This is a genomic window from Serinibacter arcticus (genome assembly GCF_004786095.1).
GTDB lineage: Bacteria > Actinomycetota > Actinomycetes > Actinomycetales > Beutenbergiaceae > Litorihabitans > Litorihabitans arcticus.
Genome location: NZ_RHPJ01000001.1, coordinates 571,160 through 597,145, shown reverse-complemented (window position 1 = coordinate 597,145; position 25,986 = coordinate 571,160). Strand labels below are relative to the sequence as shown.

At 72.2% G+C, this 25,986-nt stretch carries 21 protein-coding genes and 1 tRNA gene; 15 read left to right on the top strand and 7 right to left on the bottom strand.

The features are described 5' to 3' along the window. Positions 1 to 7: 7 nt before the first annotated feature. The 4 genes from SERN_RS02815 to SERN_RS02800 all read left to right on the top strand — a co-directional run bounded on the left by SERN_RS02815 (position 8) and on the right by SERN_RS02800 (position 5,414). Positions 8 to 1,120 carry a UDP-N-acetylmuramate dehydrogenase gene (locus tag SERN_RS02815; RefSeq protein WP_135848582.1) on the top strand — a complete coding sequence of 371 codons (1,113 nt, stop codon included), beginning with the start codon at positions 8 to 10 and terminating at the stop codon, positions 1,118 to 1,120. A gap of 91 nt (positions 1,121 to 1,211) precedes the next feature. Continuing rightward, entirely contained in the window at positions 1,212 to 1,844 is a 633-nt protein-coding gene (locus tag SERN_RS02810; RefSeq protein WP_135848581.1) for a PadR family transcriptional regulator, read from the top strand. Further along, on the top strand, positions 1,841 to 2,665 hold the full coding sequence (locus SERN_RS02805; RefSeq protein ID WP_135848580.1) for an ABC transporter ATP-binding protein: 825 nt from the start codon (positions 1,841 to 1,843) through the stop codon (positions 2,663 to 2,665). The genes SERN_RS02810 and SERN_RS02805 overlap by 4 nt, the downstream gene beginning before the upstream one ends. Before the next feature lie 7 nt (positions 2,666 to 2,672). Next, positions 2,673 to 5,414, top strand: coding sequence for an ABC transporter permease (locus SERN_RS02800; RefSeq protein WP_135848579.1), 2,742 nt, complete (start codon positions 2,673 to 2,675; stop codon positions 5,412 to 5,414). Here the strand turns inward: SERN_RS02800 and SERN_RS02795 are convergent. Continuing rightward, a complete protein-coding gene (locus SERN_RS02795; RefSeq protein WP_135848578.1) occupies positions 5,368 to 6,432 on the bottom strand; it encodes an adenosine deaminase in 1,065 nt (354 codons plus the stop codon). The two genes, SERN_RS02800 and SERN_RS02795, sit on opposite strands and share 47 nt — an antisense overlap. Positions 6,433 to 6,512: 80 nt before the next feature. Here SERN_RS02795 and SERN_RS02790 point away from each other — a divergent pair, with 80 nt between their 5' ends. Both SERN_RS02790 and SERN_RS15225 read left to right on the top strand, forming a co-directional pair. Then, complete coding sequence (locus SERN_RS02790) at positions 6,513 to 7,763, top strand: aminoglycoside phosphotransferase family protein (protein ID WP_158292545.1); 1,251 nt, start codon at positions 6,513 to 6,515, stop codon at positions 7,761 to 7,763. After that, positions 7,760 to 8,251 (top strand): hypothetical protein, encoded by a 492-nt coding sequence (locus SERN_RS15225; protein ID WP_158292544.1) that lies wholly within the window; start codon positions 7,760 to 7,762, stop codon positions 8,249 to 8,251. The genes SERN_RS02790 and SERN_RS15225 overlap by 4 nt, the downstream gene beginning before the upstream one ends. 142 nt (positions 8,252 to 8,393) lie before the next feature. Here the strand turns inward: SERN_RS15225 and SERN_RS02780 are convergent, their stop codons facing one another. Genes SERN_RS02780 through SERN_RS02765 form a run of 4 tightly spaced genes read right to left on the bottom strand, consistent with a single transcriptional unit; the run spans position 8,394 to position 12,294 of the window. Beyond that, positions 8,394 to 9,065, bottom strand: a complete 672-nt coding sequence (locus SERN_RS02780) for a response regulator transcription factor (protein ID WP_135848576.1) — start codon at positions 9,063 to 9,065, stop codon at positions 8,394 to 8,396. Beyond that, on the bottom strand, positions 9,062 to 10,600 hold the full coding sequence (locus SERN_RS02775; protein WP_135848575.1) for a sensor histidine kinase: 1,539 nt from the start codon (positions 10,598 to 10,600) through the stop codon (positions 9,062 to 9,064). The genes SERN_RS02780 and SERN_RS02775 overlap by 4 nt, the downstream gene beginning before the upstream one ends. Further along, complete coding sequence (locus SERN_RS02770) at positions 10,590 to 11,012, bottom strand: hypothetical protein (protein ID WP_135848574.1); 423 nt, start codon at positions 11,010 to 11,012, stop codon at positions 10,590 to 10,592. Before SERN_RS02770 ends, SERN_RS02775 begins: the two co-directional genes overlap by 11 nt. A 43-nt stretch (positions 11,013 to 11,055) precedes the next feature. Then, the gene (locus tag SERN_RS02765; RefSeq protein WP_158292543.1) at positions 11,056 to 12,294 is read right to left on the bottom strand and encodes a pyridoxal phosphate-dependent aminotransferase; all 1,239 of its coding nucleotides are present in this window, start codon (positions 12,292 to 12,294) and stop codon (positions 11,056 to 11,058) included. A gap of 171 nt (positions 12,295 to 12,465) precedes the next feature. Between SERN_RS02765 and SERN_RS02760 the strand changes: the two genes are divergently transcribed. The 5 genes from SERN_RS02760 (at position 12,466) to rplA (ending at position 15,114) form a co-directional block, all read left to right on the top strand. After that, positions 12,466 to 12,538 (top strand) — tRNA-Trp (locus SERN_RS02760). 61 nt (positions 12,539 to 12,599) lie between these two features. Continuing rightward, positions 12,600 to 12,857, top strand: coding sequence for a preprotein translocase subunit SecE (gene secE, locus SERN_RS02755; protein WP_135848572.1), 258 nt, complete (start codon positions 12,600 to 12,602; stop codon positions 12,855 to 12,857). A gap of 79 nt (positions 12,858 to 12,936) precedes the next feature. Then, on the top strand, positions 12,937 to 13,755 hold the full coding sequence (nusG, locus tag SERN_RS02750) for a transcription termination/antitermination protein NusG (protein ID WP_135848571.1): 819 nt from the start codon (positions 12,937 to 12,939) through the stop codon (positions 13,753 to 13,755). Positions 13,756 to 13,838: 83 nt separating this feature from the next. Next, on the top strand, positions 13,839 to 14,270 hold the full coding sequence (gene rplK / locus SERN_RS02745) for a 50S ribosomal protein L11 (protein WP_135848570.1): 432 nt from the start codon (positions 13,839 to 13,841) through the stop codon (positions 14,268 to 14,270). Positions 14,271 to 14,397: 127 nt separating this feature from the next. Continuing rightward, positions 14,398 to 15,114 carry a 50S ribosomal protein L1 gene (gene rplA / locus SERN_RS02740; RefSeq protein WP_135848569.1) on the top strand — a complete coding sequence of 239 codons (717 nt, stop codon included), beginning with the start codon at positions 14,398 to 14,400 and terminating at the stop codon, positions 15,112 to 15,114. A 122-nt stretch (positions 15,115 to 15,236) separates the two neighbouring features. Here rplA and SERN_RS02735 read toward each other — a convergent pair whose 3' ends face one another. Beyond that, positions 15,237 to 15,914, bottom strand: coding sequence for a hypothetical protein (locus SERN_RS02735; RefSeq protein WP_135848568.1), 678 nt, complete (start codon positions 15,912 to 15,914; stop codon positions 15,237 to 15,239). Positions 15,915 to 15,921: 7 nt separating this feature from the next. Continuing rightward, positions 15,922 to 16,332, bottom strand: a complete 411-nt coding sequence (locus tag SERN_RS02730) for a DUF4383 domain-containing protein (protein ID WP_135848567.1) — start codon at positions 16,330 to 16,332, stop codon at positions 15,922 to 15,924. A 362-nt stretch (positions 16,333 to 16,694) separates the two neighbouring features. Between SERN_RS02730 and rplJ the strand changes: the two genes are divergently transcribed. From rplJ to SERN_RS02710, 4 genes are all read left to right on the top strand, one after another. Next, complete coding sequence (rplJ, locus tag SERN_RS02725) at positions 16,695 to 17,216, top strand: 50S ribosomal protein L10 (protein ID WP_135848566.1); 522 nt, start codon at positions 16,695 to 16,697, stop codon at positions 17,214 to 17,216. An 84-nt stretch (positions 17,217 to 17,300) separates the two neighbouring features. Next, the gene (gene rplL / locus SERN_RS02720; RefSeq protein ID WP_135848565.1) at positions 17,301 to 17,687 is read left to right on the top strand and encodes a 50S ribosomal protein L7/L12; all 387 of its coding nucleotides are present in this window, start codon (positions 17,301 to 17,303) and stop codon (positions 17,685 to 17,687) included. Positions 17,688 to 18,138: 451 nt separating this feature from the next. Beyond that, complete coding sequence (rpoB, locus tag SERN_RS02715; RefSeq protein ID WP_135848564.1) at positions 18,139 to 21,651, top strand: DNA-directed RNA polymerase subunit beta; 3,513 nt, start codon at positions 18,139 to 18,141, stop codon at positions 21,649 to 21,651. A 101-nt stretch (positions 21,652 to 21,752) separates the two neighbouring features. Next, a complete protein-coding gene (locus SERN_RS02710; protein ID WP_135848563.1) occupies positions 21,753 to 25,643 on the top strand; it encodes a DNA-directed RNA polymerase subunit beta' in 3,891 nt (1,296 codons plus the stop codon). The last annotated feature ends 343 nt before the right edge of the window (positions 25,644 to 25,986 follow it).

The following is a 25,986-nucleotide window of genomic DNA, read 5'->3' as shown; positions in this document are numbered from 1 at the left end:
TCGCGAGGTGACCGAATCCGCCCCGTCCGCCACCGCCACCGCCGCGACCGTGACCGCTCTCGCCGACCTGACCACGCTGCGCGTGGGCGGACCGGTGCGCTCCTACCGCGAGACGTCCAGCGAGGCGGAGCTGCTCGACGTCGTGCGCGAGGCCGATGCGGCCGGGACGCCGCTGCTGGTCCTGGGCGGGGGCTCCAACGTGCTCGCCTCGGACGAGCCGTTCGACGGCGTCGTCGTGCGCGACCTCCGGCGCGGCCTCGAGACGCGCGAGTCGTCGGCGTGCTCCGGGGCCGACGTCGTGGTCCCCGCCGGTGAGGTGTGGGACGACCTGGTCGCGCGCGCCGTCGACGAGGGCTGGTCGGGCATCGAGGCGCTGTCCGGGATCCCCGGCAGCGTCGGTGCGACGCCCGTGCAGAACGTCGGCGCGTACGGCCAGGAGGTCGGCGACGTCCTCGCCTTCGTTCGCACGTGGGACCGAGCGCGCGGTCGCATCAAGACGTTCGCCCGCTCCGAGCTGGGGCTGGGCTACCGCACGTCGCTGCTGAAGCGGTCCTTCACCGGGGACGCCGACGGCGTCGCCTGGGGCCCCACGCCCCGGTACGTCGTCCTCGAGGTGGGCCTCCAGATCCCGCACGCCACGCTGTCCGCGCCGATCCGCTACGCCGAGCTCGCGCGCGCCCTCGGCGCCGAGGTGGGGGAGCGCGTCCCCGCCGTCAGGGTGCGCGAGACGGTGCTCGAGCTGCGCCGGGGGAAGGGCATGGTCCTGGACGCGGCCGACCCCGACACCTGGAGCGCCGGGTCGTTCTTCACCAACCCGCTGCTGTCGGCGGAGGCTGCCGGTGCCCTCCCCGAGGACGCGCCGCGGTTCCCGATCGGGGACGCCGCCGGCACGGTGAAGTCCTCCGCCGCCTGGCTGATCTCCCACGCGGGCTTCGAGCGCGGCCACGGGCTCCCCGGTCCGGCGTCGCTGTCGACGAAGCACTCGCTCGCGCTGACGAATCGCGGCGGGGCGAGCGCCGAGGACGTCGTGACCCTCGCGCGCGAGGTGCGCGACGGCGTCGCGGCGAGCTTCGGCGTCGTGCTCGAGGCCGAGCCGGTCCTGGTGGGCCTGACGCTCTGAGCGACGCACCGGTCGGTGCACCGACCGCCGCGGTGCTTGCGTCGGCGTGGTTTCCGAGTAACCTCTGCCCTACTCGAGGTGGAGGTTGACGATGACCGTGCGTCACGGACTGGTGGCACTGCTCGCCGAACGGCCCATGGGCGTCTACGAGCTGCGCAAGGAGTTCGACGCGCGGACCGGCGGCACCTGGCCCCTCAACATCGGGCAGGTGTACACGACGATCCAGCGGCTGATGCGGGACGGTCTGGTGGAGCACGTGCCGCTGGAGTACTCCCACGAGGCCGGCGACGCCGAGCCCTACCGCCTCACCGAGGCCGGCTACCAGGAGGCCGACGGCTGGTGGCACCAGCCCGTCGACCGATCGGTCCCCGGTCGCGACGAGCTGGTGATCAAGCTCGCGCTCGCCGCCGCGTCGCCCGACGTCCACGTCCCCACCGTCGTCCACGCCCAGCGGGTGGAGTCGATGCGGGCGCTGCGCGACTACACGCGGCTCAAGGCCCGCGAGCCCGAGCACGTGACCACGCGCGAGGGTCTGGCCTGGAGCCTCGTGCTCGACAACCTCATCTTCACCGCGGAGGCGGAGGTGCGCTGGCTCGACCACGTCGAGGCCACCGTCGCACGGGTCGGGGCCCTGCCGGTGCCGGGAGTCGCGGAGCAGGGGGCCGCGGCTCCCGCACCGGTGGGCGCGAGCGACGACAGCACCTGGACGGGACGCGGGCGATGACCGGTCGGCGCGCATCAGGTCCGACCGCAGGGGCGGAGGCGGGTACCGAGGCGTCGCCGATCATCCTCGAGCTCACGGGTGTCACGCGCGTGCACGGCGAGGGCGAACGTCGCGTCGTCGCGCTGCGCGAGGCCGACCTCGAGGTCAGGCTCGGGGAGCTCGTCGCGGTCATGGGCCCCTCGGGCTCGGGCAAGTCGACGCTCCTGAACCTCGCTGGAGGTCTCGACACCCCCTCCGCCGGGGAGGTGCGACTGGGCAGGGACCTCCTGTCGCACCTGGACGCCGCGGGTCGGGCCGCGATCCGCCGTCGTCGCGTGGGCTACGTCTTCCAGGACCTCAACCTGATCCCGGCCCTGACGGCCGCGGAGAACGTCGCGCTGCCGCGCGAGCTCGACGGCGTGGGCGTGCGCGAGGCGCGCGAGCAGGCTCGTTCGGCGCTCGCCGAGGTCGGTGTGGTCGAGCTCGCCGACCGGTTTCCCGAGGAGATGTCCGGTGGTCAGCAGCAGCGCGTCGCGATCGCCCGTGCCCTGGTGGGGCCGCGGCGGCTCGTGCTCGCCGACGAGCCGACCGGGGCGCTGGACAGCCACACGGGGGAGGCGGTGATGCGCGTGCTGCGGCAGCGGATCGACGCCGGGGCGGCCGGTCTGCTCGTCACCCACGACCCGCGGTTCGCGGCCTGGGCCGACCGGACCGTGTACCTGCGCGACGGCGTTGTCGTCGACGCCGATCGCGACGACCGCGCGAGCGACCTGCTGGTCGGTGCGGGGCGCGGCTCCGGGCGTGACCGCCGTCGTGGCATCGGCCCCGGCCTGGACGACTGAGGCAGCCGTGACGACCGGGGGATCGGGGTCGCACGCGGCGCACGACGGCGGACACCGGCGCGGTCTGCCGGCGTGGGTGGCGCGGTGGCGCGCCGCGCTGCGGATCGCGCGCCGCGACGCGTGGCGGCACCGGGGGCGCACCGCGATCTCGCTGGCGATGATCGGCCTGCCCGTCGCGGCGGCGGTGTTCCTGGCGGGGTTCGTCGCATCCTCCGGCGGGACGGCGCTGACGCGCGCGGAGCTCCAGCTCGGACCCACCGCGCAGGCGACGATCGCCGACGCCGGGTGCGGTGGCTGCGTCGTCGAGCAGACCCCCGACCTCAACGGGTGGGGGACGAATGGTGCGGGCGCCGGATCCCCTGACACCGGCGCGATCGAGGCGGCCCTGGGCGGCCGCGGGGTCACCCTCGAGGAGACGGGTCGGCACGCGGTCGCCGCCGGGGACCGCGACATCGGGTCGCACTCGATCTCCGCGCTGCCGGCGGAGGCGCTCGCGTCGGTCTACCCGATCCGCGAGGGGCGCACCCCGGCGACGAGCGGTGAGGCCGCTCTGCTCCACGGCGTGGCCGACCGGCTGGGGATCGGGATCGGGGACACCGTCCGCGTCGCGGACACGGACCTCGTGGTGACCGGCATTCTCGACAGCCGCAACCGGACCGTGCCCGACGTCCTGACCGTGACGGGCGCACTCGCCCTCGCGCCCGCCGGGTGGTGGGTGCTGGACGACGAGCCGGTCACGTGGGCCGACGTGCTGGCGGTCAACACGGTCGGGGCCACGGTCCTCAGCCGCGCCGTCCTGCTCGACCCGCCCCCCGTCGACCCGATGTACGCCGGTGGCTCGATGATGACGACCCAGACGGTCGGCGTCGGTGCCGCCATCGCCGCGATCGCCCTGATCGAGGCCGTGCTCCTCGTCGGCCCGGCCTTCGCGGTGGGTGCGCGCCGCCAGACCCACAACCTCGCACTGCTGGCCGCGACCGGGGGGAGCGCCGCCGACCTGCGCCGGACCGTCCTGAGCACCGGGGTCGTAGCCGGACTCGTCGCCGGTCTCGGCGGGGCCGTCGTCGGCACGGTGGGGATCCTCGTGACCTGGTGGTGGACGGCCGGGGGCTGGAACCCTTTCCCCGCGCTCGTGGTGCCCTGGTGGGCGCCGCTCGGCGGGGTGGCCTTCGCCGTCGGGCTCGGTTCCCTCGCCGCCCTGGTGCCGGCGCGAGCCGCCGCCCGGCTCGACGTCGTCGCGGCACTCGCGGGCCACCGAGCGGATCCCGCCGCGCGACGCGGCGTCTCGTGGCTCGGGATCGGCCTGGCGGTCGCCGGTCTGGCGACCGCCGCGGTGGGAGGCCTCACGTCGAAGGTCGGCCTGCTCGTGGGCGGGATCGTGGCGCTCGAGGTGGGCGTCGTGCTGCTCACCGGTGGACTGCTGTCGCTCGTGGCCCGGTGGGCGCCACGCCTGGGCGTGGCCGGCCGATTCGCGCTCCGGGACGCGGTGCGGCAGCGGAGCCGGACCGTGCCCGCCGTCGCCTCCGTGCTGGCCGCCGTCGCGGCCGTGACCGCGGGGGCGGTGTACGTGGCGACCGACGAGGCGGCGGCCCGGGAGGCGTGGAACCCGTCCCTCGGCACCGGCACCATCACGATCAACCCCGACTGGGGTGCTCCCCTGGAGGATCAGGAGGTCGCGCTGACGGCAGCGCTGACCGAGGTCGCCGCGGACGTCCCCGTCACCGGGTCGAGCGTCGTGCGGGCGCTCGCGGCCGAGACGCCGACGGTGGGCGGACCCTCGGTCTACGCCGCGCCGATCGTCCGGCCGGACCGGCGCTGCCCCGTGGACGAGAGCACCACGCAGGCCGAGTACGAGGAGCTCGTCGGCGATCCCCGCTGCCTGGTCGGGCGAAGCTGGAGCTCACCCTTCGGCGGCTCCTTCAGCGACGGGACGCTGATCGACGACGGTTCGGCGATCGCGCTGATCCGCGCGGACGGTGCGGCCGAGGCGGCCACGGCGCTCGCCTCGGGACACATCGTGGTGGGTCACCCCGACGACGTCTGGGCGGACGGGACGGCCCACGTGGAGATCGGCGTCGCCGACCCCGATCGTCCCGATGCCGATCCGGTGATCGTCGAGGTCGTGGCCCCGGCGCACCTCGTCGGATGGGGAGCCGGCCGTCTCGTCCTCCCGCCCGACCTCGTGGCGGACGTCCCCGGGGTGAGCGTGATCCCGGTCGGAGCCGTCGCTCACACCACGCTGACCTACGACCGTGCGTGGGCCGACAGCATCACCCGATCGGTCGGCGCGACGTCCGTGAACGTGGAGGCGCCGTACACCTCGAGCGAGGACGTGGTCACCGTCGTCCTGGTGCTGGTCGCCTCCCTCGTGGCGCTGGCGGCGACGTGGCTCAGCATCGGGCTCGCGGCCGCCGAGACGCGTCCCGACGTGGCGACGCTGGCGGCGGTCGGGGCACCGCCGCGGCTGCGGCGCCGGATCGTGGCCGCCCAGGCAGCGGTCATCGGCGTCCTCGGGGTCCACGCGGGGGTGCTGCTCGGTCTCGCGCTGGGCTTCGTGCTCGGTCGCTGGACCCTCGGACAGTCGTGGCAGGTCGAGGAGCTGCTGCGGCTCGGTCGCGACGTTCCGGGCGTGACTGTCCCGTGGCTCTGGGTGGCGGGGATCGCCGTCGTCCTCCCGCTGCTCGCGGTCGGCGGCGCGTGGCTCACCGCGCCGCGGCACCTGCCGCTGGTGCGTCGGCTGGCGCAGTAGGCGCGGGGGCCGCGAGCCACGCGTCCACCTCCGTGAGCCAGCGCCGCCGATCGGTCTCGGGGGCGAGGCTCGCACCGATCGAGTCGCGGGCGAGCGCGGCGATCGCGGCGTCGTCGAGCCCGTGCACCACGCGGGCCGCGGCGTACTGCTGGACCAGGCGGGAACCGAACAGCAGCGGGTCGTCGGCGCCGAGCGCGACGGGGACGCCGGCGTCGATCAGGGCGCGCAGCGGCACGTGCCGGCTCTCGCGGAAGACGCCGAGGGAGACGTTCGACGCCGGGCACACCTCGCACGCGATGCCCGCGCGCGCCAGCTCGTCCAGCAGGGCGGGGTCCTCGGCGGCTCGCACGCCGTGGCCGAGGCGCCGCGGGCGCAGGTGGGTCACGACGTCGCGCACGTGCTCGGGCCCGAGCAGCTCGCCGCCGTGCGGGACACCGGGCAGCCCGGCGCGCGCCGCGATCGCGAACGCTGACGCGAACTCGGCGGTGTCGCCGCGCCGCTCGTCGTTCGACAGCCCGAACGCGACGACCGCACCCGGCCCGTCGCCGGCGTGACGCGCGGCGAGGCGGGCCAGCGTGCGCGCCTCGAGGGGGTGCCGCATGCGCGAGGACGCGACCACCACGCCGACCGAGACGCCGGTCGCCTCCCCGGCGAGCCGCGCCTCGTCGAGAACGATCTCGAGCGCGGGGACCAGGCCGCCGACGTGGGGGGCGTACGACGTCGGGTCGACCTGGATCTCGAGCCGTCGCGACCCCTCCGCGGCGTCGTCCGCCACGGCCTCGCGCAGCACGCGACGCATCGCGCCCTCGCTGCGCACCACCGCTCGCGCCGACTCGTACAGCCGCTGGAACCGGAACCAGCCCCGCACGTCGGCCGGGACGTCCGGCACGCCGTCGAGCAGCGCCGAGGGCACGCGCAGCCCCTGCGCCGCGGCGAGGTCGGCCAGCGTCGTCGGGCGCATGGACCCCGTGAAGTGCAGGTGCAGGTGGGCCTTGGGGAGCGTCGCGAGGTCTCGCATCCCCACGAGTCTAGGCACGATGAGAAGGCTCTCATCGACCCCTCACACGCATCTCACCGGGCCCGGGTGACATGGGTGCCATGACGACGACGGTCCCCGCCCCCCACGCAGCCACCGTGCTGTGCGGTCCGGCGCGCTCCGACCTGGTGCGCGCCGCGATCGGTCTGGCGGCCGGTGCACCGGTCGACGTCCGCGTCGAGCGCGTGCAGCACCGCGGGGACGGCACGAGCGTCGGCTACGACGTCCGCTACGGGGGCGCGGGGGACGCGGGCTCGACCGACTACCTCGTCGCGTCCACCGCACCAGCGGCGCTGTCGGCGCAGGCGTCCTCCGGCGTCGTGCGCCTGAGCGACGGCGACCTCGACGTCGCCCTGTGGCGGCACCCCGGCGACCCCGCGCTGCCGGGTCTCGCCGCGAGCTGCGACGTCGCGACCGTGGCGGCCTGGCTGCCCGGCACGACGCGCCTGGAGATGGTCACCTACCGCCCCCTGCGTCGCGCCGTGGTGCGCGCCCTCGGTCCCGCCGGCGTCACCGGCTACGTCAAGATCGTGCGACCGGGCGGCGTCGACCGCCTCGTCCGTCAGCACGCCGCGACGGCGGAGCTCGGCTCCCCGCGCGTGCTCGCCGCACCCGCCCCGGGCGTCCTGGTGCTGGCCGACGTCGGCGGCCGGACGCTGGCCGAGGCGATCGCCGACGGCGACCGCGCACCGGACCTCGCCGACGTCCTCGCCCTTCTGGAGCGCACCGCGGCGACCGCGACGCGGGAGGTGGCGGTCGAGCCGTTCTCGCTGGGCCTCCTGGCGCAGGTCGCGGCGGTCGAGGGCGCGCTCGACGCCCCGACGACGCAGCGGCTCCGGCGCCTCGCGCGCGCCGTCGAGGCGTGGATCGCGCGCACCGCGCGGGCCTGGCCCGTGGTCGCGACGCACGGTGACCTGCACGCGGCCAACCTCGTGGTCCGCACGACGGACGGCGACGCCGAGATCGTCGGCGTGCTCGACGTCGACAGGGTCGGCCCCGGCCACCGCGTCGACGACCTGGCGTGCCTCCTGGCGCACCTGAGCGTCGCGAGCACCGGTGCCGGCGGCCTCGCGACCGCGGCCTCGGACCGTGCGCGGGCAACCGTCGAGCGCTGGTGGTCCCAGGTCGCCGACCCCGCACCGCTGGCCGCGCGCACGGCGAGCGTCGTGCTCTCTCTCGTCGGCGTGGTGGACCCCGTCAGGGTCCCTGCGCTCCTCGATCTCGCGGGCGCCTGGTGCGCCCGCGCGTCCACCCCGAACGCCCCGCTGCACCGCGGCGGGACCGGGTCCGTCCCACCCTCGGAGGAATCATGAACCGCAAGACCTGGATCGTCACCGGCACCCTCGGCGCGCTCGGCCTCGTGGGCGGCAGCGCGGCCGTCGCGATGGCGGACTCCCCGGACGTGAACGCCCCCGGCGGCCCCGTCGCGTTCGACGCGCCGACGGCGCCCGCCGCGCCCACCACCGGTCCGGCCACCCCGAGCCCCACCGTGCCGACGCCGCCCAGCCCGGCGAACCAGCCGCCCGCGGCACCGTTGCCGGCGCCGCCGACGTCGGCTCCCGCGACGCCCGGGCCCGGCGCCCCGGTCGCCGGTGCGGCTCCCGCCCCGACCGACCCGGCGTCGCCGGCCGCGACGGGCCACCACAGCTCCGTCACCACCGTGACGGCCGTCAGCCCGCTCAGCCCCGTCACGGCCGTCAGCCCGATCACGCCGCCGACGCCGCCGTCACCCGTCAGCCCGATCTCGCCCCAGACGCCGCCGACCCCGCCCTCCCCGGTGAGCCCGCCCTCGGTCGACTGACCGATCCAGCGCCCCCACCCCGCGCCGAGAGCGACCCCTCCGCCGTGGGAGCGACGTGTCAGACGTCGCTCCCACGGCGGAGGGGTCGCTCTCGGCGTCGGCGGGCGCCGCCGGAGGGCGCCGGCGGGGCGCCCCGCGGGGCTCAACCGAAGCGGTAGCCCATGCCCCGCACGGTCGTGATGGTCTCGGCGCCGAGCTTGCGGCGCAGGTAGCGCACGTACACGTCCACCACGTTCGAGCCGGGGTCGAAGTCGTAGCCCCAGACCCGCGAGAGCAGCTGCTCGCGACTGAGCACCTGACCGGGGTGGCGCAGGAACGTCTCCGCGAGGGCGAACTCCCGGGCCGACAGCTCGACCTCGCGCTCGCCCACCCGCGCGCGTCGCGAGCGCAGGTCGAGCTCGACGTCGCCCTGGCGCAGCACGGTGGCCGACCCGGCGTCCTCGCCGCTCTCGCCCGCCGTCCGCAGCCGCAGCCGGACGCGAGCGAGCAGCTCCTCGAACCGGAACGGCTTGGCCATGTAGTCGTCCGCGCCGCCCTCGAGGCCGGCCACGGTGTCTGTGACCGAGTCGCGCGCGGTCAGGATGATGATCGCCATGCTCGACCCCTGCGCGCGGACGGCGGCGGCGACGTCCATGCCGTCGCCGTCGGGCAGCCCGAGGTCGAGGACCATGAGGTCGTACTCGCCCGTGAGCGCGTGCTCGACGGCGTCGCGCGCCGTCCCGACCACGGTCGGCACGTGTCCGGCCGCCCGCAACCCCTTGGCGACGAACGAGGCGATGCGCTCGGAGTCCTCCACGACGAGGATCTGGCTCACGGTGCGGCTCCTGCCCTGACGACGGGGATCTCCATGGTGCCGCCCTGCACGTCCGGCAGCACGATCGTCACGGTCGTGCCGCGGCCGGGGGCGCTGACCAGCCGCACGTCGCCGCGGTGGGCGCGGGCGATCGAGGCGACGATCGACAGCCCCAGGCCGGTGGAGTCGACGGTCGCCGTGCTGCCTCGCGCGAACCGCTCGAACACGAGCTCCTGCTCGTGCGGCGGGATGCCGACGCCCTCGTCCCTGACCCAGAGCTCGAGATCGGACCCGTTCCAGGCCGATCCGATGCCGATCCTCGAGTCAGGGGCGGAGTAGCGCACCGCGTTCGCGGCGAGCTGGAGGAGCGCCTGCGTCACGCGCTGCGGGTCGAGCAGCGCCTCACCCTCCGCCAGCGCGTCGAGCCGCCACCGGCGTTCGCCGAGGCTGCTGGCCTTGGACAGCACGTCGTCGGTGAGGCCGGCGACGTCGCACGCCCGGGGTTGCACGAAGTCGGGGCGTCCCGCGCGGGCGATGGTCATGAGGTCGTCGATGAGCCGGTACATGCGGTCCAGCTCGTCCAGGGCGAGGTCGCGCGTGGCGGTGGTGTCGGCGACGTCGGCGGGGTCCATCAGCTCGAGGTGGCCGCGCACGACGGTGAGCGGGGTGCGCAGCTCGTGCCCGACGTCGTCCAGCAGCTGCCGCTGTGCGGTGAACGCGCCCTCGAGGCGCGCGAGCATCGCGTTGATCGTGACCGTCAGGTCCGCCAGGTCGTCGTCACCGCTGACGGGGATCCGGCGCTCGAGGTCGCCGGAGCCGAGCTCGTGCGCCGTGCGCCGCAGCAGCCGGATCGGCGTGAGGATGCGCTCCACGATGAGCCAGCCGGTCACGGCGATGCCCGCCAGCGCGACGGCCGCGATGCCCGCGTACAACCGGAACGTCGGGACGAGGGCGGCCAGCTCCGCGCCGCGGTCGAAGACGACGACGAACGCGGCGGGTGCGCCGTCGCCGACCTGGACGGGCAGCACGACGTAGCGGTAGTCCGCCGTCGAGGTGCGCTCGCGGGCGATGGTCACCGCGGTGCGGTCGGCCGCGCCGGCGAGCGCCGCGACGAGCTCGGCGTCCGTGTCGGGCCGGATGCCGTTGAGCTCGGAGTACTGCAGCACGCCCTCGGCGCCGATCGAGAACGCGGCCTCGGTGTCGCTCGGCACGTAGCGCTGCAGCGCGAAGTACAGGAGGTCCTCGGCGTTCGCGAACGGCTGGCCCGTGGTCGGGTCGACGTCGTTCTCGGCGATCGCCCGGACCTCCGCGACGGTCCGCGTCAGCGAGTCGTCCATCCGCTCCTCGACGCGGTCGCGCTCGATCCCGTACAGCGTCGTCCCGGCCGCGGCGAGGGTGAAGGCGGAGAGTCCGACGAGCGCGAGCAGGATGCGCGCCCGCAGCGACCCCCACCACCGACGGCGGGGCGGGCGCGGCTCGGTGTTCTCGTCGGGGGCGGGGGCGGGGGCCGGGGCCGGGGCGGATCCGGCCGGAACCGCGGGCAGCTCAGCGGTCATCGTCGTCCCCGTCGTCGTCGGAGTCGTCGTCACCGGGTCCGTCGTCATCGTCGTCGTCATCGTCGTCGTCACCCACGTGCGGGGCCGGCGGCACGGGCACGGGGGCCGGGGCGGGCGCCGGGGGAGCGGGGGCGGGCGTCGTCGGCTCCACGGTCGCCGGCGGCGCCGTCGCGGTGTCCTCCGGGGTCGGGACCGGCTCGTCGGTGGGCGGCGTCGTCGGTTCGACGGGGGGAGGCTCGGGGGTCGGCCCCGGCGTCACGACGACGCGGTCCCCGAGCGGGATCTCCCTGTCCCCCGTCCCCCCCACGAGCGCGTTCCCCACGCCGAACGTCACGAGGCCCAGCAGGAGGGTCGCGGCGAGCGCGGCGAGGACGGTGCGTCCCCGGCCCGCGTGCGGCCGCTCGGAAGTCATGCCGAGCAGTGTTCCGCACGAGGATGAGACGCGGATGAGAAGGTCAGCGGGCCTCGCCCAGCAGGGCGGCGATCCGTGCCACACCCTCCGCCAGGTCGGCGTCGCCGAGCGCGTAGGACAGGCGGAGGTACCCGCTCGGCCCGAACGCCTCGCCCGGCACGACGGCGACCTCGGCCTCGGTGAGGATCAGCTCGGCCAGCTCGGCCGACGTCGTCGGGACCACGCCCCGGATCTCGCGACCCAGCAGCCCCTGGACGGACGGGTAGGCGTAGAACGCCCCGGTCGGCGTCGGGCAGTCGACGCCCTCGATGGCGCTCAGCGCCGCGACCATGGCGCGCCGACGGCGGTCGAAGGCGGCGCGCATCTCCGCGACGGCGCTCAGGTCGCCGGTGAGGGCGGCGACGGCGGCGCGCTGGGACACGTTGCTCACGTTCGACGTGAGGTGGGACTGGAAGTTCGTCGCAGCCTTCACGACGTCGGCCGGACCCTGCATCCAACCGACCCGCCAACCGGTCATCGCGTAGGTCTTGGCGACGCCGTTGACCACGACGGTCGTGTCGGCGAGCTCGGGCACCGCGCGCAGCACGGGCGTGAAGACGGCGTCGTCGTAGACGAGGTGCTGGTAGATCTCGTCCGTGATCACCCAGATGCCGTGCTCGAGCGCCCAGCGACCGATGGCCTCGATCGCCTCGGGCGGGTACACCGCACCGGTCGGGTTGGAGGGGGAGCAGAGCAGCAGCGCCTTCGTCGCGGGCGTGCGCGCGGCCTCGAGCTGCTCCACCGTCACGAGGTAGGCGGCCTCGGGCCCCGCGAAGACCTCGACGGGGACGCCCCCCGCCAGGCGGATCGCCTCGGGGTAGGTGGTCCAGTACGGCGCGGGCAGGAGGACCTCGTCGCCCGGATCCACCACGGCGCCGAAGGCCTGGAACACGGCCTGCTTGCCACCGTTGGTGATCAGCACGCTGGACGGGTCGATCTCGTAGCCGCTGTCGCGCAGCGTCGCTGAGGCGACCGCCTCCCGGAGCACCGGCAGGCCACCGGCGGGGCTGTAGCGGTGGTTCGCGGGGTCCTGGGCAGCGGCGACGGCGGCCGCGACGATCGCGGGCGGCGTCGGGAAGTCGGGCTCCCCGGCGCCGAAGCCGATGACGGGACGACCCTGGGCCTTCAGGGCCTTGGCCTTCGCATCGACGGCGAGCGTCGCGGACTCGGCGATGCCGGCGAAGCGCTGCGACACCCGGGGGTGGGCGGCGGAGGAGGCGGGGGCGGCATCGGTGGAGGTCACGCGTCCTATCGTGGCACGGGTGCGTTCGACCGCGCCCGCATCCTCGCGTACAGTGACTTCCCGGTGGTCACGGACCGCCCCGCTCGGTTGTGCCCCTCGAGGCGATCGCGAGTCCCCTCGGGAGTCGTGCTCGCGCCCCGGGGCCGGGGCGCGGCGGAGGTGGCCGGCCGAAGGGTAGTGGCGCAATTGGTAGCGCACCGGTCTCCAAAACCGGCGGTTGCGGGTTCGAGTCCCGCCTGCCCTGCAGCATCGACGCCGACCGGCGTCGGACGTCCATCAGCATCGATCTGGGAAGGGGAGGGGTCATGAGCGAGTCGAGCACGACCGCTGCCGGCAAGCCGGAGAAGTCGCCGCAGGAGCTCGGCTTCTTCGGACGCATCGTCCTCTTCGTCCGCCAGGTGATCGCCGAGCTGCGCAAGGTCGTCACACCGACCCGGCCCGAGCTCCTGAACTACACGCTGGTCGTGCTGGTCTTCATCCTGGTCTGCATGGCCTTCGTCTTCGTCCTGGACTTCGGCATCGGCCGTCTCGTCCTGTGGATGCTGGGCACCCCCGGATCCTGATCGCCGCGGCGCAGCCCCTCCCCGACCGGGTGACGGCGGCGCAGCCCGCAGCAGCACACTGAACAGAAAGCAGGCAGACGTGTCCGAGACCACCTCGAACGACGGCGTCCTCGACGAGGACGGCGCGACCGAGTCCGCCGTCGACGACGCGACCCTCACCGACACCTCCGTCCCCGGGGTCGTCGAGACCGTCGAGGTCATCGACGCCGAGGCGCTGGACGCGCTCGACGAGAGCGCGGCCAACGCCGACTCCTCCGAGGACGCCGACGAGGCCGTCGAGGAGGAGGTCGACCCGCTCGAGGCCTACCGCCGCGACCTGCAGGTCCTGCCCGGCGACTGGTACGTCATCCACTCCTACGCGGGTTACGAGAACCGCGTGAAGTCCAATCTCGAGACCCGCATCTCCAGCCTCAACATGGAGGAGTACATCTTCCAGATCGAGGTGCCGATGGAGGAGGTCGTCGAGGTCAAGGCGAATGCTCAGAAGAAGGTCGTCAAGCGCGTCCGGATCCCCGGCTACGTCCTGGTCCGCATGGATCTCACGGACGAGTCCTGGGGCGCCGTCCGGCACACGCCCGGCGTCACCGGCTTCGTGGGCCACACGCACTCCCCGGTGCCGCTGACCACGTCCGAGGTCATCTCGATGCTGGCCCCGACGTTCGAGCCGGCACCCGGCACGCCCGCGGCTGCCGCTGCGGCCGGTGCGGGCTCCACCCGTCCGATCGAGGTCGACTTCGCCGTCGGCGAGTCGATCACCGTCACCGACGGCCCGTTCGAGGGCATGCCCGCCTCGATCTCCGAGATCCAGCCCGAGTCGGGCAAGCTCAAGGTTCTCGTCTCCATCTTCGGTCGGGACACCCCGGTCGAGCTCGCCTTCGGTCAGGTCGCGAAGATCTGATCGTCCCTGCGCCGCGGTCTCGCGAGCGCACTGCAACCGGGTCATCGCCCACGGCGTAGGTCCACAACGAGAAGGAAGTCAGCATGCCTCCCAAGAAGAAGGTCACCGGCCTCATCAAGCTCCAGATCAAGGCCGGCGCGGCCAACCCCGCCCCGCCGATCGGTCCGGCGCTCGGTCAGCACGGCGTCAACATCATGGAGTTCTGCAAGGCGTACAACGCGGCCACCGAGGCGCAGCGCGGCAACGTCATCCCCGTGGAGATCACCGTCTACGAGGACCGCTCGTTCACGTTCATCCTCAAGACGCCGCCGGCCGCCGAGCTCATCAAGAAGGCCGCCGGTGTCGCCAAGGGTTCTGCCACGCCGCACACGGTCAAGGTCGCCACGATCTCCCGCGACCAGATCCGCGACATCGCCAGCACCAAGCTGGACGACCTGAACGCCAACGACCTGGCTGCCGCCGAGAAGATCATCGCCGGCACCGCCCGTTCCATGGGCATCACGGTCCAGGACTGAGGCCCTCCGGCCTGAGTCCTGAGGCCTGAGAGCCGTTCGACTCCGCAGCCCCGCCGGGGCCGCGGCCAGTGGGAGGGTCCGCGTGGACCCGTCGACCACGACTGCACGAGACACCGAGGAGCAGAGCATGGCCACGCACGGCAAGAGCTACCGCAAGACAGCCGCCCAGATCGATCGCAACGAGGTGTACGCACCTCTGGCGGCTCTCCGTCTGGTGCAGTCCACCGCCTCGGCGAAGTTCGACCAGACGGTCGACGTCGCGTTCCGCCTCGGCGTGGACCCCCGCAAGGCCGACCAGATGGTCCGCGGCACGGTCAACCTGCCGCACGGCACGGGCAAGACGGCGCGAGTCGTCGTCTTCGCCGTCGGCGAGCGGGCCCAGCAGGCCCTCGACGCCGGTGCCGACGAGGTCGGTGGCGACGAGCTGATCGAGAAGGTCGCGGCCGGCTACACCGACTTCGACGCCGCCATCGCGACGCCGGACCTCATGGGCAAGGTCGGCCGCCTCGGCCGCGTCCTCGGCCCGCGTGGTCTCATGCCGAACCCGCGTACGGGCACGGTCACCATGGACGTCACGAAGGCCGTCACCGAGATCAAGGGTGGCCGCATCGAGTTCCGCGTCGACAAGCACTCCAACCTCCACTTCGTGGTGGGCAAGGCGTCCTTCACCGACACGCAGCTGGTCGAGAACTACGCCGCCGTGCTCGAGGAGGTGCTGCGCCTCAAGCCGTCCTCCTCCAAGGGCCGCTACATCATCAAGGGCGCCGCCTCCACGACGATGGGCCCCGGCGTTCCGCTGGACGTCACCAAGACGCGCAACGTCACGACCGAGGACGCCTCCTGACTCACGCGGCATCCTGAGTCACCCGCACGAACGGCGCGAGCCCCGTCCCCCTGGTGGGGGCGGGGCTCGCGCCGTTCGTCGTGCGTCCGAGCCGGCGTCGCCGACGTCGCGACCGATGCTGGTCAGTGACCGCCGTGCACCTGCACGACCGGCGGTCGACCGGATCGCGCGGGATCGAGGTAGGAGGCCTGCGGGCGCGGGGTGGCGGCCGCCTCGGCCTCGGCGGCCGGGGAGCCGTGCTCGCCGTGCGGGACGGCGTAGTCGCCGGCGGCGGACGCGGCGAGGCCGGGGGTGACGAGCGCCCCGACGACGGCGGCGCCCGCGGCCAGGGCCAGCAGGCGGCGCCCGGCGCGCGGACGGGCGGGCCCGTCGGCGGCCGGTTCCGCGGCGGCGCCGCCCCGTGCGACCAGGACGACGCCGAAGGCGGTCAGGAGCAGCAGGGCGGCGGTCGCGTAGTCGTCGGCACCGGGGAGGCGGACCCCGGGCAGCACGAGCAGCAGCACGGGCTGCGCGACCGTGTACGCGACGACGCCGAGCGCCGTCGTGGCGAAGGTGGAGGCGACGACGGCGCGGGGGAGGAGCACCGCGCCGCGGCGGAGCGACGCCAGCGACCAGGTGAGGGCGGCGAGCCCCAGGACCAGGACCAGCGCCAGGAGGACGACGGAGGCGGTCGTGCCCTCGCCGTCCCGGGCGATGCCCGGGACGGCGGCGAGCAGGAGCATGGCGGCCCCCAGCCCCAGCAGCGCGGTCACGACCACGCCGCTGGGGGTGCCCGAGGACGTGGGGGCCTGCGAGGTCATGCCGAGATCACGCGGCCCGCGTGCCGGCGGGGGTGACACCGCGGTCCTGCGTCAGCCCGACGCCGAGCAGCAGCACGGCGCTGGCGAGGTGCAGCACGTTGTCCGCGCCGTTGAGGGCGAGGATGTTCGCGCCGGAGTCCAGCAGGAACAGGCCGACGACGCCGACGAGCAGGTAGACGGCACCGACGGTGGTGTTGACACCCTTGGCGCCGGCGACGGTGCGGGAGCCGAGGAGAAGGGCCGCGCCGATGGCGAGGTGGACGATGTTGTGCAGCGGGTTGACCTCGAAGACGATGAGGGTCCCGCCCTCGGTGCCGGCGAACTGGGCGCCGGAGGTGACGGCGAAGCCGGCGAGGCCGACGAGCAGGTACACAGCGCCGAAGATGGCGGCGATCAGGCGGTTCGGGCTGGAAGTCATGGGTCGCTCCTTGTTCGTGCCGGACCTGTTCCGGCGTGACGTGGTTCACGCTGTCACCGGGTGTTCGGTGCGGAGGAGGTGCGGGATGGGTGCGTATTCGGTAGGCACGGCGGAGCGGGCGCCTGAGCCGCGGTCCGACACGTGGTCAGGATCGGTCTGCGCGACGTGTACTGTTGTCGCCGTACCCCAGACCGCCGGTCATCGGTTGCGCGTGAGAGCGAGCAGCCGGAGCGAAGTTCCCACGGGAAGCCTGCGCAGGTTCGAGCAACGACTGCGGCGCCCAGCGCCGGATCCGAGCCCCGTGCCTGCGCACGGGGCTTTTTTCGTGGTCACGGTGGCGGTCACCATCGGAAAGGAATGCCATGGCGAGGCCGGACAAGGCAGCAGCCGTTGCCGAGCTGACGCAGCTGTTCCACGACTCGAACGCGGCGGTGCTCACCGAGTACCGCGGCCTGACGGTCGCTCAGCTCAAGGCTCTGCGCAAGGCCCTCGGGTCGGATGCGCACTACGCCGTGGCAAAGAACACGCTGACCGCGATCGCGGCTCGCGAGGCCGGTCTGGAGAGCTTCGCCGAGAAGCTGTCCGGTCCCTCGGCCATCGCGTTCGTCACCGGTGACCCGGTGACCGCGGCCAAGGGTCTGCGTGACTTTGCCAAGGCCAACCCCGCACTGGTCGTCAAGGCCGGTGTGCTCGACGGCAAGGAGATCTCTCCTGCCGACATCACCGCCCTCGCGGACCTCGAGTCCCGCGAGGTCCTGCTGGCCAAGGCGGCCGGAGCGATGAAGGCGAAGCTCTACCAGGTCGCCTACCTCTTCACCGCTCCCGCGTCGCAGGCGGTCCGCACCATCGACGCCCTGCGCGAGAAGCAGGCGGACGCCGCCTGACCCACCCGGGTCGGTCGTCGTCAGACACCAACACCAGTACTCGCGCAGCACGCGCTGGGACACTTACAGGAAGGAACGCCGATCATGGCGAAGCTCACCACCGACGAGCTCATTGACGCTTTCAAGGAGCTCACGCTCCTCGAGCTCTCCGAGTTCGTGAAGCAGTTCGAAGAGGTCTTCGAGGTCACCGCTGCGGCCCCGGCCGCCGCTGCCGCCCCCGCCGCTGCCGGCGGCGCCGCCGCCGAGGAGGTCGAGGAGCAGACGGAGTTCGACGTCATCCTGGACGCCGTCGGCGCGCAGAAGATCGCGGTCATCAAGGAGGTGCGCTCCCTCACCGGTCTCGGTCTGAAGGAGGCCAAGGACCTGGTGGACGGCGCTCCCAAGCCCGTCCTCGAGGGCGCCACCAAGGAGGCCGCCGACAAGGCCAAGGAGCAGCTCGAGGGCGCCGGCGCGTCGGTCACCGTCAAGTGATCTGATCGCCCCTCGCGATCTCCCGCGGCCCCGGCCGCAGCACGACCAGCAGGGCCCGTACCGCACGCGGTACGGGCCCTGCCGGCGTTGCAGGGTGCGCGGAGGAGCGGTCGCGACGCGCCGTGACCCCGCACCTCTCGACGCGGAGCCCCCGCGTGGGGCAGACTGCGTGTCGCACGACGACGTGCACGCACGGCTCCCGGGTGATCGACGACGCCCTCCCGGACGGTCGAGCAGGAGGCCCACAGGCCTCCCCGGGGGCGGGGTTTGACCGTGCCCAGATTCGTGGGTATGCTCGCGCTTTGCGCTGTCCTGTGCCCCCAGCCCACTCTTCCACTCCGTGATGCCACGTCCCCGGTGCCCACATGGCCCCGGATCGGACATCGACGGCGGACCCTGGGGTAAGCAGAACCTCGTCTGAGAACACCCTTTTCGTAGGGAAGGATCCCTCTTGGCTGCCTCGAGCAACCCTTCGATCGCTGACGCCATCGCCAACCGCACTGCTTCGCGAAGGGTCTCCTTCGCCAAGATCTCCGAGCCCATGCAGGCGCCTGACCTGCTCGGCCTCCAGACCAACAGCTTCGACTGGCTCCTGGGCAACGAGCGCTGGCGCGCTCGTGTCGAGGAGGCTGCCAAGCGCAACCAGTCCGTGCCGGCCTCGTCCGGGCTGGAGGAGATCTTCGCGGAGATCTCCCCGATCGAGGACCTCGGCGGCTCCATGTCGCTGTCGTTCCGCGATCACCGCTTCGAGCCCTCCAAGTTCACGGCCGAGGAGTGCAAGGAGAAGGACTTCACCTTCTCCGCGCCCCTGTTCGTGACGGCGGAGTTCGTCAACTACACCACCGGCGAGATCAAGTCGCAGACGGTCTTCATGGGCGACTTCCCGCTCATGACCGAGCGCGGCACGTTCGTCATCAACGGCACCGAGCGCGTGGTCGTCTCGCAGCTCGTCCGTTCGCCCGGCGTGTACTTCGAGCGCATCGCGGACAAGACCTCCGACAAGGACGTCTTCACCTCCAAGATGATTCCGAGCCGCGGTGCGTGGCTGGAGTTCGAGATCGACAAGCGCGACGCCGTCGGCGTCCGCATCGACCGCAAGCGCAAGCAGTCGGTCACCGTCTTCCTCAAGGCGCTCGGCATGACCGAGTCGGAGATCCGCGAGGAGTTCGCCGAGTTCCCCGTCGTGCTCGAGCTCCTGGAGAAGGACTCGGTCAACACGCAGGACGAGGCGCTCGTCGACATCTACCGCAAGACGCGTCCGGGCGAGCCCCCGACGGTCGAGGCCGGTCAGGCGCTGCTCGACAACTTCTACTTCAACTCCAAGCGCTACGACCTCGCGAAGGTCGGCCGCTACAAGCTGAACAAGAAGCTCGGTCGCTCCGCCGAGCTCACCGAGTCCGTCCTCCAGGTCGCCGACATCGTCGCCACGGTCAAGTACCTCGCCGCGCTGCACCGCGGTGTCGACGAGGTCGAGGTCGGCCCGGCCGACGCCCGCACCACGGTCGTGGTGGAGACGGACGACATCGACCACTTCGGCAACCGTCGCATCCGCGCCGTGGGCGAGCTCATCCAGAACCAGGTCCGCACGGGTCTGTCGCGGATGGAGCGCGTCGTGCGCGAGCGCATGACGACGCAGGACGTCGAGGCGATCACGCCGCAGACCCTCATCAACATCCGGCCGGTCGTCGCCTCCATCAAGGAGTTCTTCGGCACGAGCCAGCTGTCGCAGTTCATGGACCAGAACAACCCGCTCGCGGGCCTGACGCACAAGCGGCGTCTCTCGGCCCTCGGCCCGGGTGGTCTCTCCCGTGACCGCGCCTCGATGGAGGTCCGTGACGTCCACCCGTCGCACTACGGCCGCATGTGCCCGATCGAGACCCCCGAGGGTCCGAACATCGGCCTCATCGGCTCGCTCGCGACGTACGCGCGCATCAACCCGTTCGGCTTCATCGAGACGCCGTACCGCAAGGTGCAGGAGAACGGCGTCGTCTCCGACGACGTCACCTACCTGACGGCCGACGACGAGGACCGCTACGTCATCGCGCAGGCCAACGCGCCGCTGACCGAGAAGTCCAGCTTCGCGGAGGCGACCGTCCTGGTCCGCACCCGCGGTGGCGAGACCGAGCTCGTGCCGGCCGCCGAGGTCGACTACATGGACGTCTCGCCGCGCCAGATGGTGTCGGTCGCGACCGCGATGATCCCGTTCCTCGAGCACGACGACGCCAACCGCGCCCTCATGGGCGCGAACATGCAGCGTCAGGCCGTTCCGCTGGTCCGTTCCGAGGCCCCGCTCGTGGGCACCGGCATGGAGCGGCGCGCCGCCGTCGACGCCGGCGACGTCATCGTGGCCACCAAGGCCGGTGTCGTCACCGAGGTCTCGGCCGACGCGATCACCGTCGCGCACGACGACGCCACGTCCTTCACGTACCGGGTCGCGAAGTTCCAGCGCTCGAACCAGGGCACCTCCTACAACCAGCGCGTGCTGGTCGACGAGGGCGCCAGGGTCGAGGTCGGCTCGGTCCTCGCGGACGGTCCCGCCACCGACGAGGGCGAGCTCGCGCTCGGCCGGAACCTGCTGGTCGGGTTCATGTCGTGGGAGGGTCACAACTACGAGGACGCGATCATCCTGAGCCAGCGTCTCGTCGCCGACGACGTGCTCTCCTCGATCCACATCGAGGAGCACGAGGTCGACGCGCGCGACACCAAGCTGGGCCCGGAGGAGATCACGCGGGACATCCCGAACGTCTCCGAGGAGGTCCTCGCGGACCTCGACGAGCGCGGCATCGTCCGCATCGGTGCCGAGGTCGGCGCCGGCGACGTGCTGGTCGGCAAGGTCACGCCCAAGGGTGAGACCGAGCTGACCCCGGAGGAGCGCCTGCTGCGCGCCATCTTCGGCGAGAAGGCGCGCGAGGTGCGCGACACCTCCCTCAAGGTGCCCCACGGCGAGTCCGGCACGGTCATCGGCGTGCGCGAGTTCAACCGCGAGGACGGCGACGAGCTGCCCCCCGGCGTGAACCAGCTGGTGCGCGTCTACATCGCGCAGCGACGCAAGATCACCGACGGTGACAAGCTCGCCGGTCGTCACGGCAACAAGGGCGTCATCTCCAAGATCCTGCCGATCGAGGACATGCCGTTCCTGGAGGACGGCACGCCGCTCGACGTCGTGCTCAACCCGCTGGGCGTGCCCGGCCGGATGAACGTCGGCCAGGTCCTGGAGACGCACCTCGGCTGGGTGGCCAAGACGGGCTGGGACGCCGGCATCGCCGACGCCAAGGCCGGCAAGGTGCCCTCGTGGGCGAAGAACCTGCCCCCGGAGAACCTCAAGGGTGCTCCGGGCACGACCGTGGCCACGCCGGTGTTCGACGGTGTCCGAGAGGACGAGCTGGCGGGTCTCCTCGACTCCACGCTCGTCACCCGCGACGGCGTCCGTCTGATCAACTCCACGGGCAAGGCCCGGCTCTTCGACGGTCGCTCCGGCGAGCCGTTCCCCGAGCCGGTCGCGGTCGGCTACATGTACATCCTCAAGCTGCACCACCTGGTCGACGACAAGATCCACGCTCGTTCGACCGGTCCGTACTCGATGATCACGCAGCAGCCGCTGGGTGGTAAGGCGCAGTTCGGTGGTCAGCGGTTCGGCGAGATGGAGGTGTGGGCGCTCGAGGCGTACGGCGCCGCCTACGCGCTCCAGGAGCTCCTCACGATCAAGTCCGACGACGTCCCCGGCCGCGTGAAGGTCTACGAGGCGATCGTCAAGGGCGAGAACATCCCGGAGCCCGGCATCCCCGAGTCCTTCAAGGTGCTCATCAAGGAGATGCAGTCGCTCTGCCTGAACGTCGAGGTCCTCTCCGCCGACGGCACCATCATCGAGATGCGTGACACCGACGAGGAGGTCTACCGCGCTGCTGAGGAGCTCGGTATCGACCTCTCCCGTCGCCCCGACGCCAGCAGCGTCGAAGAGATCTGAGCCACGACGTCCCGGGGCGCGCACGATGCGCGCCCCGGGACGGCGGGTGGCAGATCACAAGTATCGACTTACCGGTGACACACCGAAGGAAGTAGGACACCTTGCTCGACGTCAATGTCTTCGACGAGCTGCGGATCGGCCTTGCATCGGCCGAGGACGTGCGCACCTGGTCGCACGGCGAGGTCAAGAAGCCCGAGACGATCAACTACCGCACCCTCAAGCCCGAGAAGGACGGACTCTTCTGCGAGAAGATCTTCGGTCCGACCCGGGACTGGGAGTGCAACTGCGGCAAGTACAAGCGCGTGCGCTTCAAGGGCATCGTCTGCGAGCGCTGCGGTGTCGAGGTCACGCGCTCCAAGGTTCGCCGCGAGCGCATGGGCCACATCGAGCTCGCTGCGCCCGTCACGCACATCTGGTACTTCAAGGGCGTTCCCTCGCGCCTCGGCTACCTGCTCGACCTCGCTCCGAAGGACCTCGAGAAGGTCATCTACTTCGCGGCGTACATGATCACGGACGTCGACGCCGACAAGCGCCACACCGATCTGCCGAGCCTGCAGAACGAGATCGACATCGAGCGCGACGCGATCACCAAGCGTCGTGACCTCGACGTCGACGCGCGCGCCAAGAAGCTCGAGACCGACCTCGCCACGCTCGAGGCCGAGGGGGCCAAGGCCGACGCCCGCCGTCGTGTCCGCGACTCCGCCGAGCGCGAGATGGCGCAGATCCGCAAGCGCAGCGACGCCGAGCTCGACCGGCTGCAGCGCGTGTGGGACCGCTTCAAGAACCTCAAGGTCGCCGACCTCGAGGGCGACGAGCTGCTCTACCGCGAGCTCGAGATGCGCTACGGGCAGTACTTCTCCGGCTCGATGGGCGCCCAGGCGATCCGTCGCCGCCTCGAGACGTTCGACCTCGAGGCCGAGTCCGAGAACCTGCGCGAGATCATCCGCAGCGGCAAGGGCCAGCGCAAGACCCGTGCCCTCAAGCGCCTCAAGGTCGTCAACGCGTTCATGACGACGACCAACTCGCCCATGGGCATGGTGCTGGACTGCATCCCCGTGATCCCGCCGGACATCCGTCCGATGGTCCAGCTGGACGGTGGCCGCTTCGCGACCTCCGACCTCAACGACCTGTACCGCCGCGTGATCAACCGCAACAACCGCCTCAAGCGTCTGCTCGACCTCGGTGCGCCCGAGATCATCGTGAACAACGAGAAGCGCATGCTCCAGGAGGCCGTCGACGCGCTGTTCGACAACGGCCGTCGTGGTCGCCCCGTCACGGGCCCCGGCAACCGTCCGCTGAAGTCGATCTCCGACATGCTCAAGGGCAAGCAGGGGCGTTTCCGCCAGAACCTGCTCGGCAAGCGCGTCGACTACTCGGGCCGCTCGGTCATCGTCGTCGGCCCGCAGCTGAAGCTGCACCAGTGCGGTCTGCCCAAGCAGATGGCCCTGGAGCTCTTCAAGCCGTTCGTGATGAAGCGCCTGGTGGACCTCAACCACGCGCAGAACATCAAGAGCGCCAAGCGCATGGTCGAGCGCGCGCGCTCGGTCGTGTGGGACGTCCTCGAGGAGGTCATCACGGAGCACCCGGTGCTGCTGAACCGCGCACCCACGCTGCACCGTCTCGGCATCCAGGCGTTCGAGCCCCAGCTGGTCGAGGGCAAGGCGATCCACCTGCACCCGCTCGTCTGCGGCGCGTTCAACGCCGACTTCGACGGTGACCAGATGGCCGTCCACCTGCCGCTGTCGGCCGAGGCGCAGGCCGAGGCCCGCATCCTCATGCTGTCGAGCAACAACATCCTCAAGCCGTCCGACGGTCGCCCCGTGACCATGCCCTCGCAGGACATGATCATCGGTCTGCACCACCTGACCAGCGAGAAGAAGGAGGCCGACGGCGAGGGCCGCCAGTTCTCCTCGATCGCCGAGGCGATCATGGCGTTCGACCGCGGCCAGCTCGACCTGAACGCCGAGGTCACCATCCGCATGACGGACCTGGTGCCCCCGATCGACTGGGAGGCGCCCGAGGGCCACTCCGAGGGTGACGCCGTGCTGTTCGGCACCACGCTGGGTCGCGCGCTCTTCAACGAGACGCTGCCCGTGGACTACCCGTTCGTGAACGGCGTCGTCGGCAAGAAGGAGCTCTCGGTCATCGTCAACGACCTCGCCGAGCGCTACCCGAAGGTCGCCGTCGCCGCGAGCCTGGACGCCCTCAAGGCGGCCGGCTTCAGCTGGGCCACCCGCTCGGGCATCACGATCGCCATCAGCGACGTCATCGCCCCCGAGGGCAAGAAGGCCATCCTCGAGATCCACGAGGCCCAGGCCGCCAAGGTCCAGGGCCAGTACGAGCGTGGTCTCATCACGGACGAGGAGCGTCGCTCCGAGCTCATCGACATCTGGACCAAGGCGACCGACGAGGTCGCCGCGGCGATGCGCGAGAGCTTCCCGGAGCGCAACACCATCCAGCGGATGGTCGGCTCCGGTGCGCGCGGCAACTGGATGCAGGTCCGCCAGATCGCCGGTATGCGTGGCCTCGTGGCCAACCCGAAGGGCGAGATCATCCCTCGTCCGATCACGTCGAACTACCGCGAGGGCCTGTCGGTCCTCGAGTACTTCATCGCGACGCACGGTGCTCGCAAGGGTCTGGCCGACACGGCTCTGCGCACCGCCGACTCGGGCTACCTGACGCGTCGTCTGGTCGACGTGTCGCAGGACGTCATCATCCGTGAGGACGACTGCGGCACCGAGCGCGGTCTCGTCACGACGATCGCCGTCAAGGACGGCGCGACCGGTGACAACGTCCGCGCCGAGACCGTCGAGACCAGCGCCTACACGCGGACGATGGCCACCCAGGTCCTCGACTCCGACGGTTCCGTGCTGGCCGAGGCGGGCGACGACGTCGGCGACGTCCTGATCGAGAAGCTCGTCGCCGCCGGCGTCGAGACGATCAAGATCCGCTCCGTGCTGACCTGCGCGTCCCGCGTGGGCACGTGCGCCAAGTGCTACGGCCGGTCGCTCGCGACCGGCAAGCTCGTGGACGTCGGCGAGGCCGTCGGCATCATCGCGGCGCAGTCGATCGGTGAGCCCGGCACGCAGCTGACCATGCGGACGTTCCACACCGGTGGTATCGCCGCCGCGGAGGACATCACGCAGGGTCTGCCCCGTGTCCAGGAGCTGTTCGAGGCCCGCACCCCCAAGGGTGAGGCGCCGATCAGCGAGGCGGCCGGCCGCCTGGCGATCGACGACTCCGAGCGCATCCGTCGCCTGGTCATCACGCCGGACGACAGCACCGAGGAGATCGCCTACCCGATCACCAAGCGTGCGCGTCTGCTCGTCGCGGACGGCGACCACGTCGTCGTCGGGCAGCAGCTCGTCTTCGGTGCGGTCGACCCCAAGAAGGTGCTCCGCATCCTCGGTCCGCAGGCGGTCCAGAAGCACCTGGTCAACCAGGTGCAGGAGACCTATCGCAGCCAGGGCGTGGACATCCACGACAAGCACATCGAGGTCATCGTGCGGCAGATGCTGCGTCGCGTGACCGTGCTCGACTCGGGTGACGCGAACCTCCTGCCCGGCGAGATCGCCGAGCGTGGCCGGTTCGAGGACGAGAACCGTCGCGTGGTGTCCGAGGGCGGGACCCCCGCCTCCGGTCGACCGGAGCTGATGGGTATCACGAAGGCGTCGCTCGCGACGGACTCGTGGCTGTCGGCGGCGTCCTTCCAGGAGACGACCAAGGTGCTGACGGAGGCCGCGATGAGCGGTCGCCGCGACTCCCTGCTCGGCCTCAAGGAGAACGTCATCCTCGGAAAGCTCATCCCGGCGGGTACGGGCCTGGCCCGCTACCGCAACGTCTCGGTGGAGCCGACGGAGGAGGCGAAGGCCGAGCTGTACCCGGCCTTCGGCTACGACGAGATCGACTACCTCCCGCTGGGCTCCGGCTCGGGCGAGGCGATCGCCCTCGAGGAGCTCGACCTGGGACGCGGGTACGACGACTACCGCTGATCCGGCGGCGCCTCTCGGCCCGCTCCAAGCACGACGGCGGCCCGTCACCTCTGCGGAGGTGGCGGGCCGCCGTCGTCCCCGGGGAGCGCAGGGACCGAGGGAGCCCCGGGGTCCCCGGGAGCCTGGGGAGCCTGGGGGAGTGGTTGACGGCGCCCGGCAGCGGCGGTACATTTGTCGGCGGTGCCCGCACGTGCGGGCTCCTGCGTGCGCGTGACACAGGCTCGCGACGGATCTCTCCCGTGGTTCATCCCGGGGGAGCCGGAGCCCGGTGCCACTGAGTGGCTGCGAGCCACCGGCGTCCTCCCGGCCTCCAGGGCCTCGGGTTGCCTCCGGTAGCCGCCTC

What these genes read in the sequence shown, in the direction of transcription:
- secE (WP_135848572.1), top strand. Translation starts at nt 12,600, where the DNA reads ATGAGCGAGTCGAGCACGACCGCTGCCGGCAAGCCGGAGAAGTCGCCG.
- rplJ (WP_135848566.1), top strand. Translation starts at nt 16,695, where the DNA reads ATGGCGAGGCCGGACAAGGCAGCAGCCGTTGCCGAGCTGACGCAGCTG.
- SERN_RS15225 (WP_158292544.1), top strand. Translation starts at nt 7,760, where the DNA reads ATGAACCGCAAGACCTGGATCGTCACCGGCACCCTCGGCGCGCTCGGC.
- rplA (WP_135848569.1), top strand. Translation starts at nt 14,398, where the DNA reads ATGGCCACGCACGGCAAGAGCTACCGCAAGACAGCCGCCCAGATCGAT.
- SERN_RS02730 (WP_135848567.1), bottom strand. Translation starts at nt 16,332, where the DNA reads ATGACTTCCAGCCCGAACCGCCTGATCGCCGCCATCTTCGGCGCTGTG.
- SERN_RS02795 (WP_135848578.1), bottom strand. Translation starts at nt 6,432, where the DNA reads ATGCGAGACCTCGCGACGCTCCCCAAGGCCCACCTGCACCTGCACTTC.
- SERN_RS02810 (WP_135848581.1), top strand. Translation starts at nt 1,212, where the DNA reads ATGACCGTGCGTCACGGACTGGTGGCACTGCTCGCCGAACGGCCCATG.
- SERN_RS02805 (WP_135848580.1), top strand. Translation starts at nt 1,841, where the DNA reads ATGACCGGTCGGCGCGCATCAGGTCCGACCGCAGGGGCGGAGGCGGGT.
- SERN_RS02770 (WP_135848574.1), bottom strand. Translation starts at nt 11,012, where the DNA reads ATGACTTCCGAGCGGCCGCACGCGGGCCGGGGACGCACCGTCCTCGCC.
- SERN_RS02735 (WP_135848568.1), bottom strand. Translation starts at nt 15,914, where the DNA reads ATGACCTCGCAGGCCCCCACGTCCTCGGGCACCCCCAGCGGCGTGGTC.
- SERN_RS02775 (WP_135848575.1), bottom strand. Translation starts at nt 10,600, where the DNA reads ATGACCGCTGAGCTGCCCGCGGTTCCGGCCGGATCCGCCCCGGCCCCG.
- rplK (WP_135848570.1), top strand. Translation starts at nt 13,839, where the DNA reads ATGCCTCCCAAGAAGAAGGTCACCGGCCTCATCAAGCTCCAGATCAAG.
- SERN_RS02790 (WP_158292545.1), top strand. Translation starts at nt 6,513, where the DNA reads ATGACGACGACGGTCCCCGCCCCCCACGCAGCCACCGTGCTGTGCGGT.
- rplL (WP_135848565.1), top strand. Translation starts at nt 17,301, where the DNA reads ATGGCGAAGCTCACCACCGACGAGCTCATTGACGCTTTCAAGGAGCTC.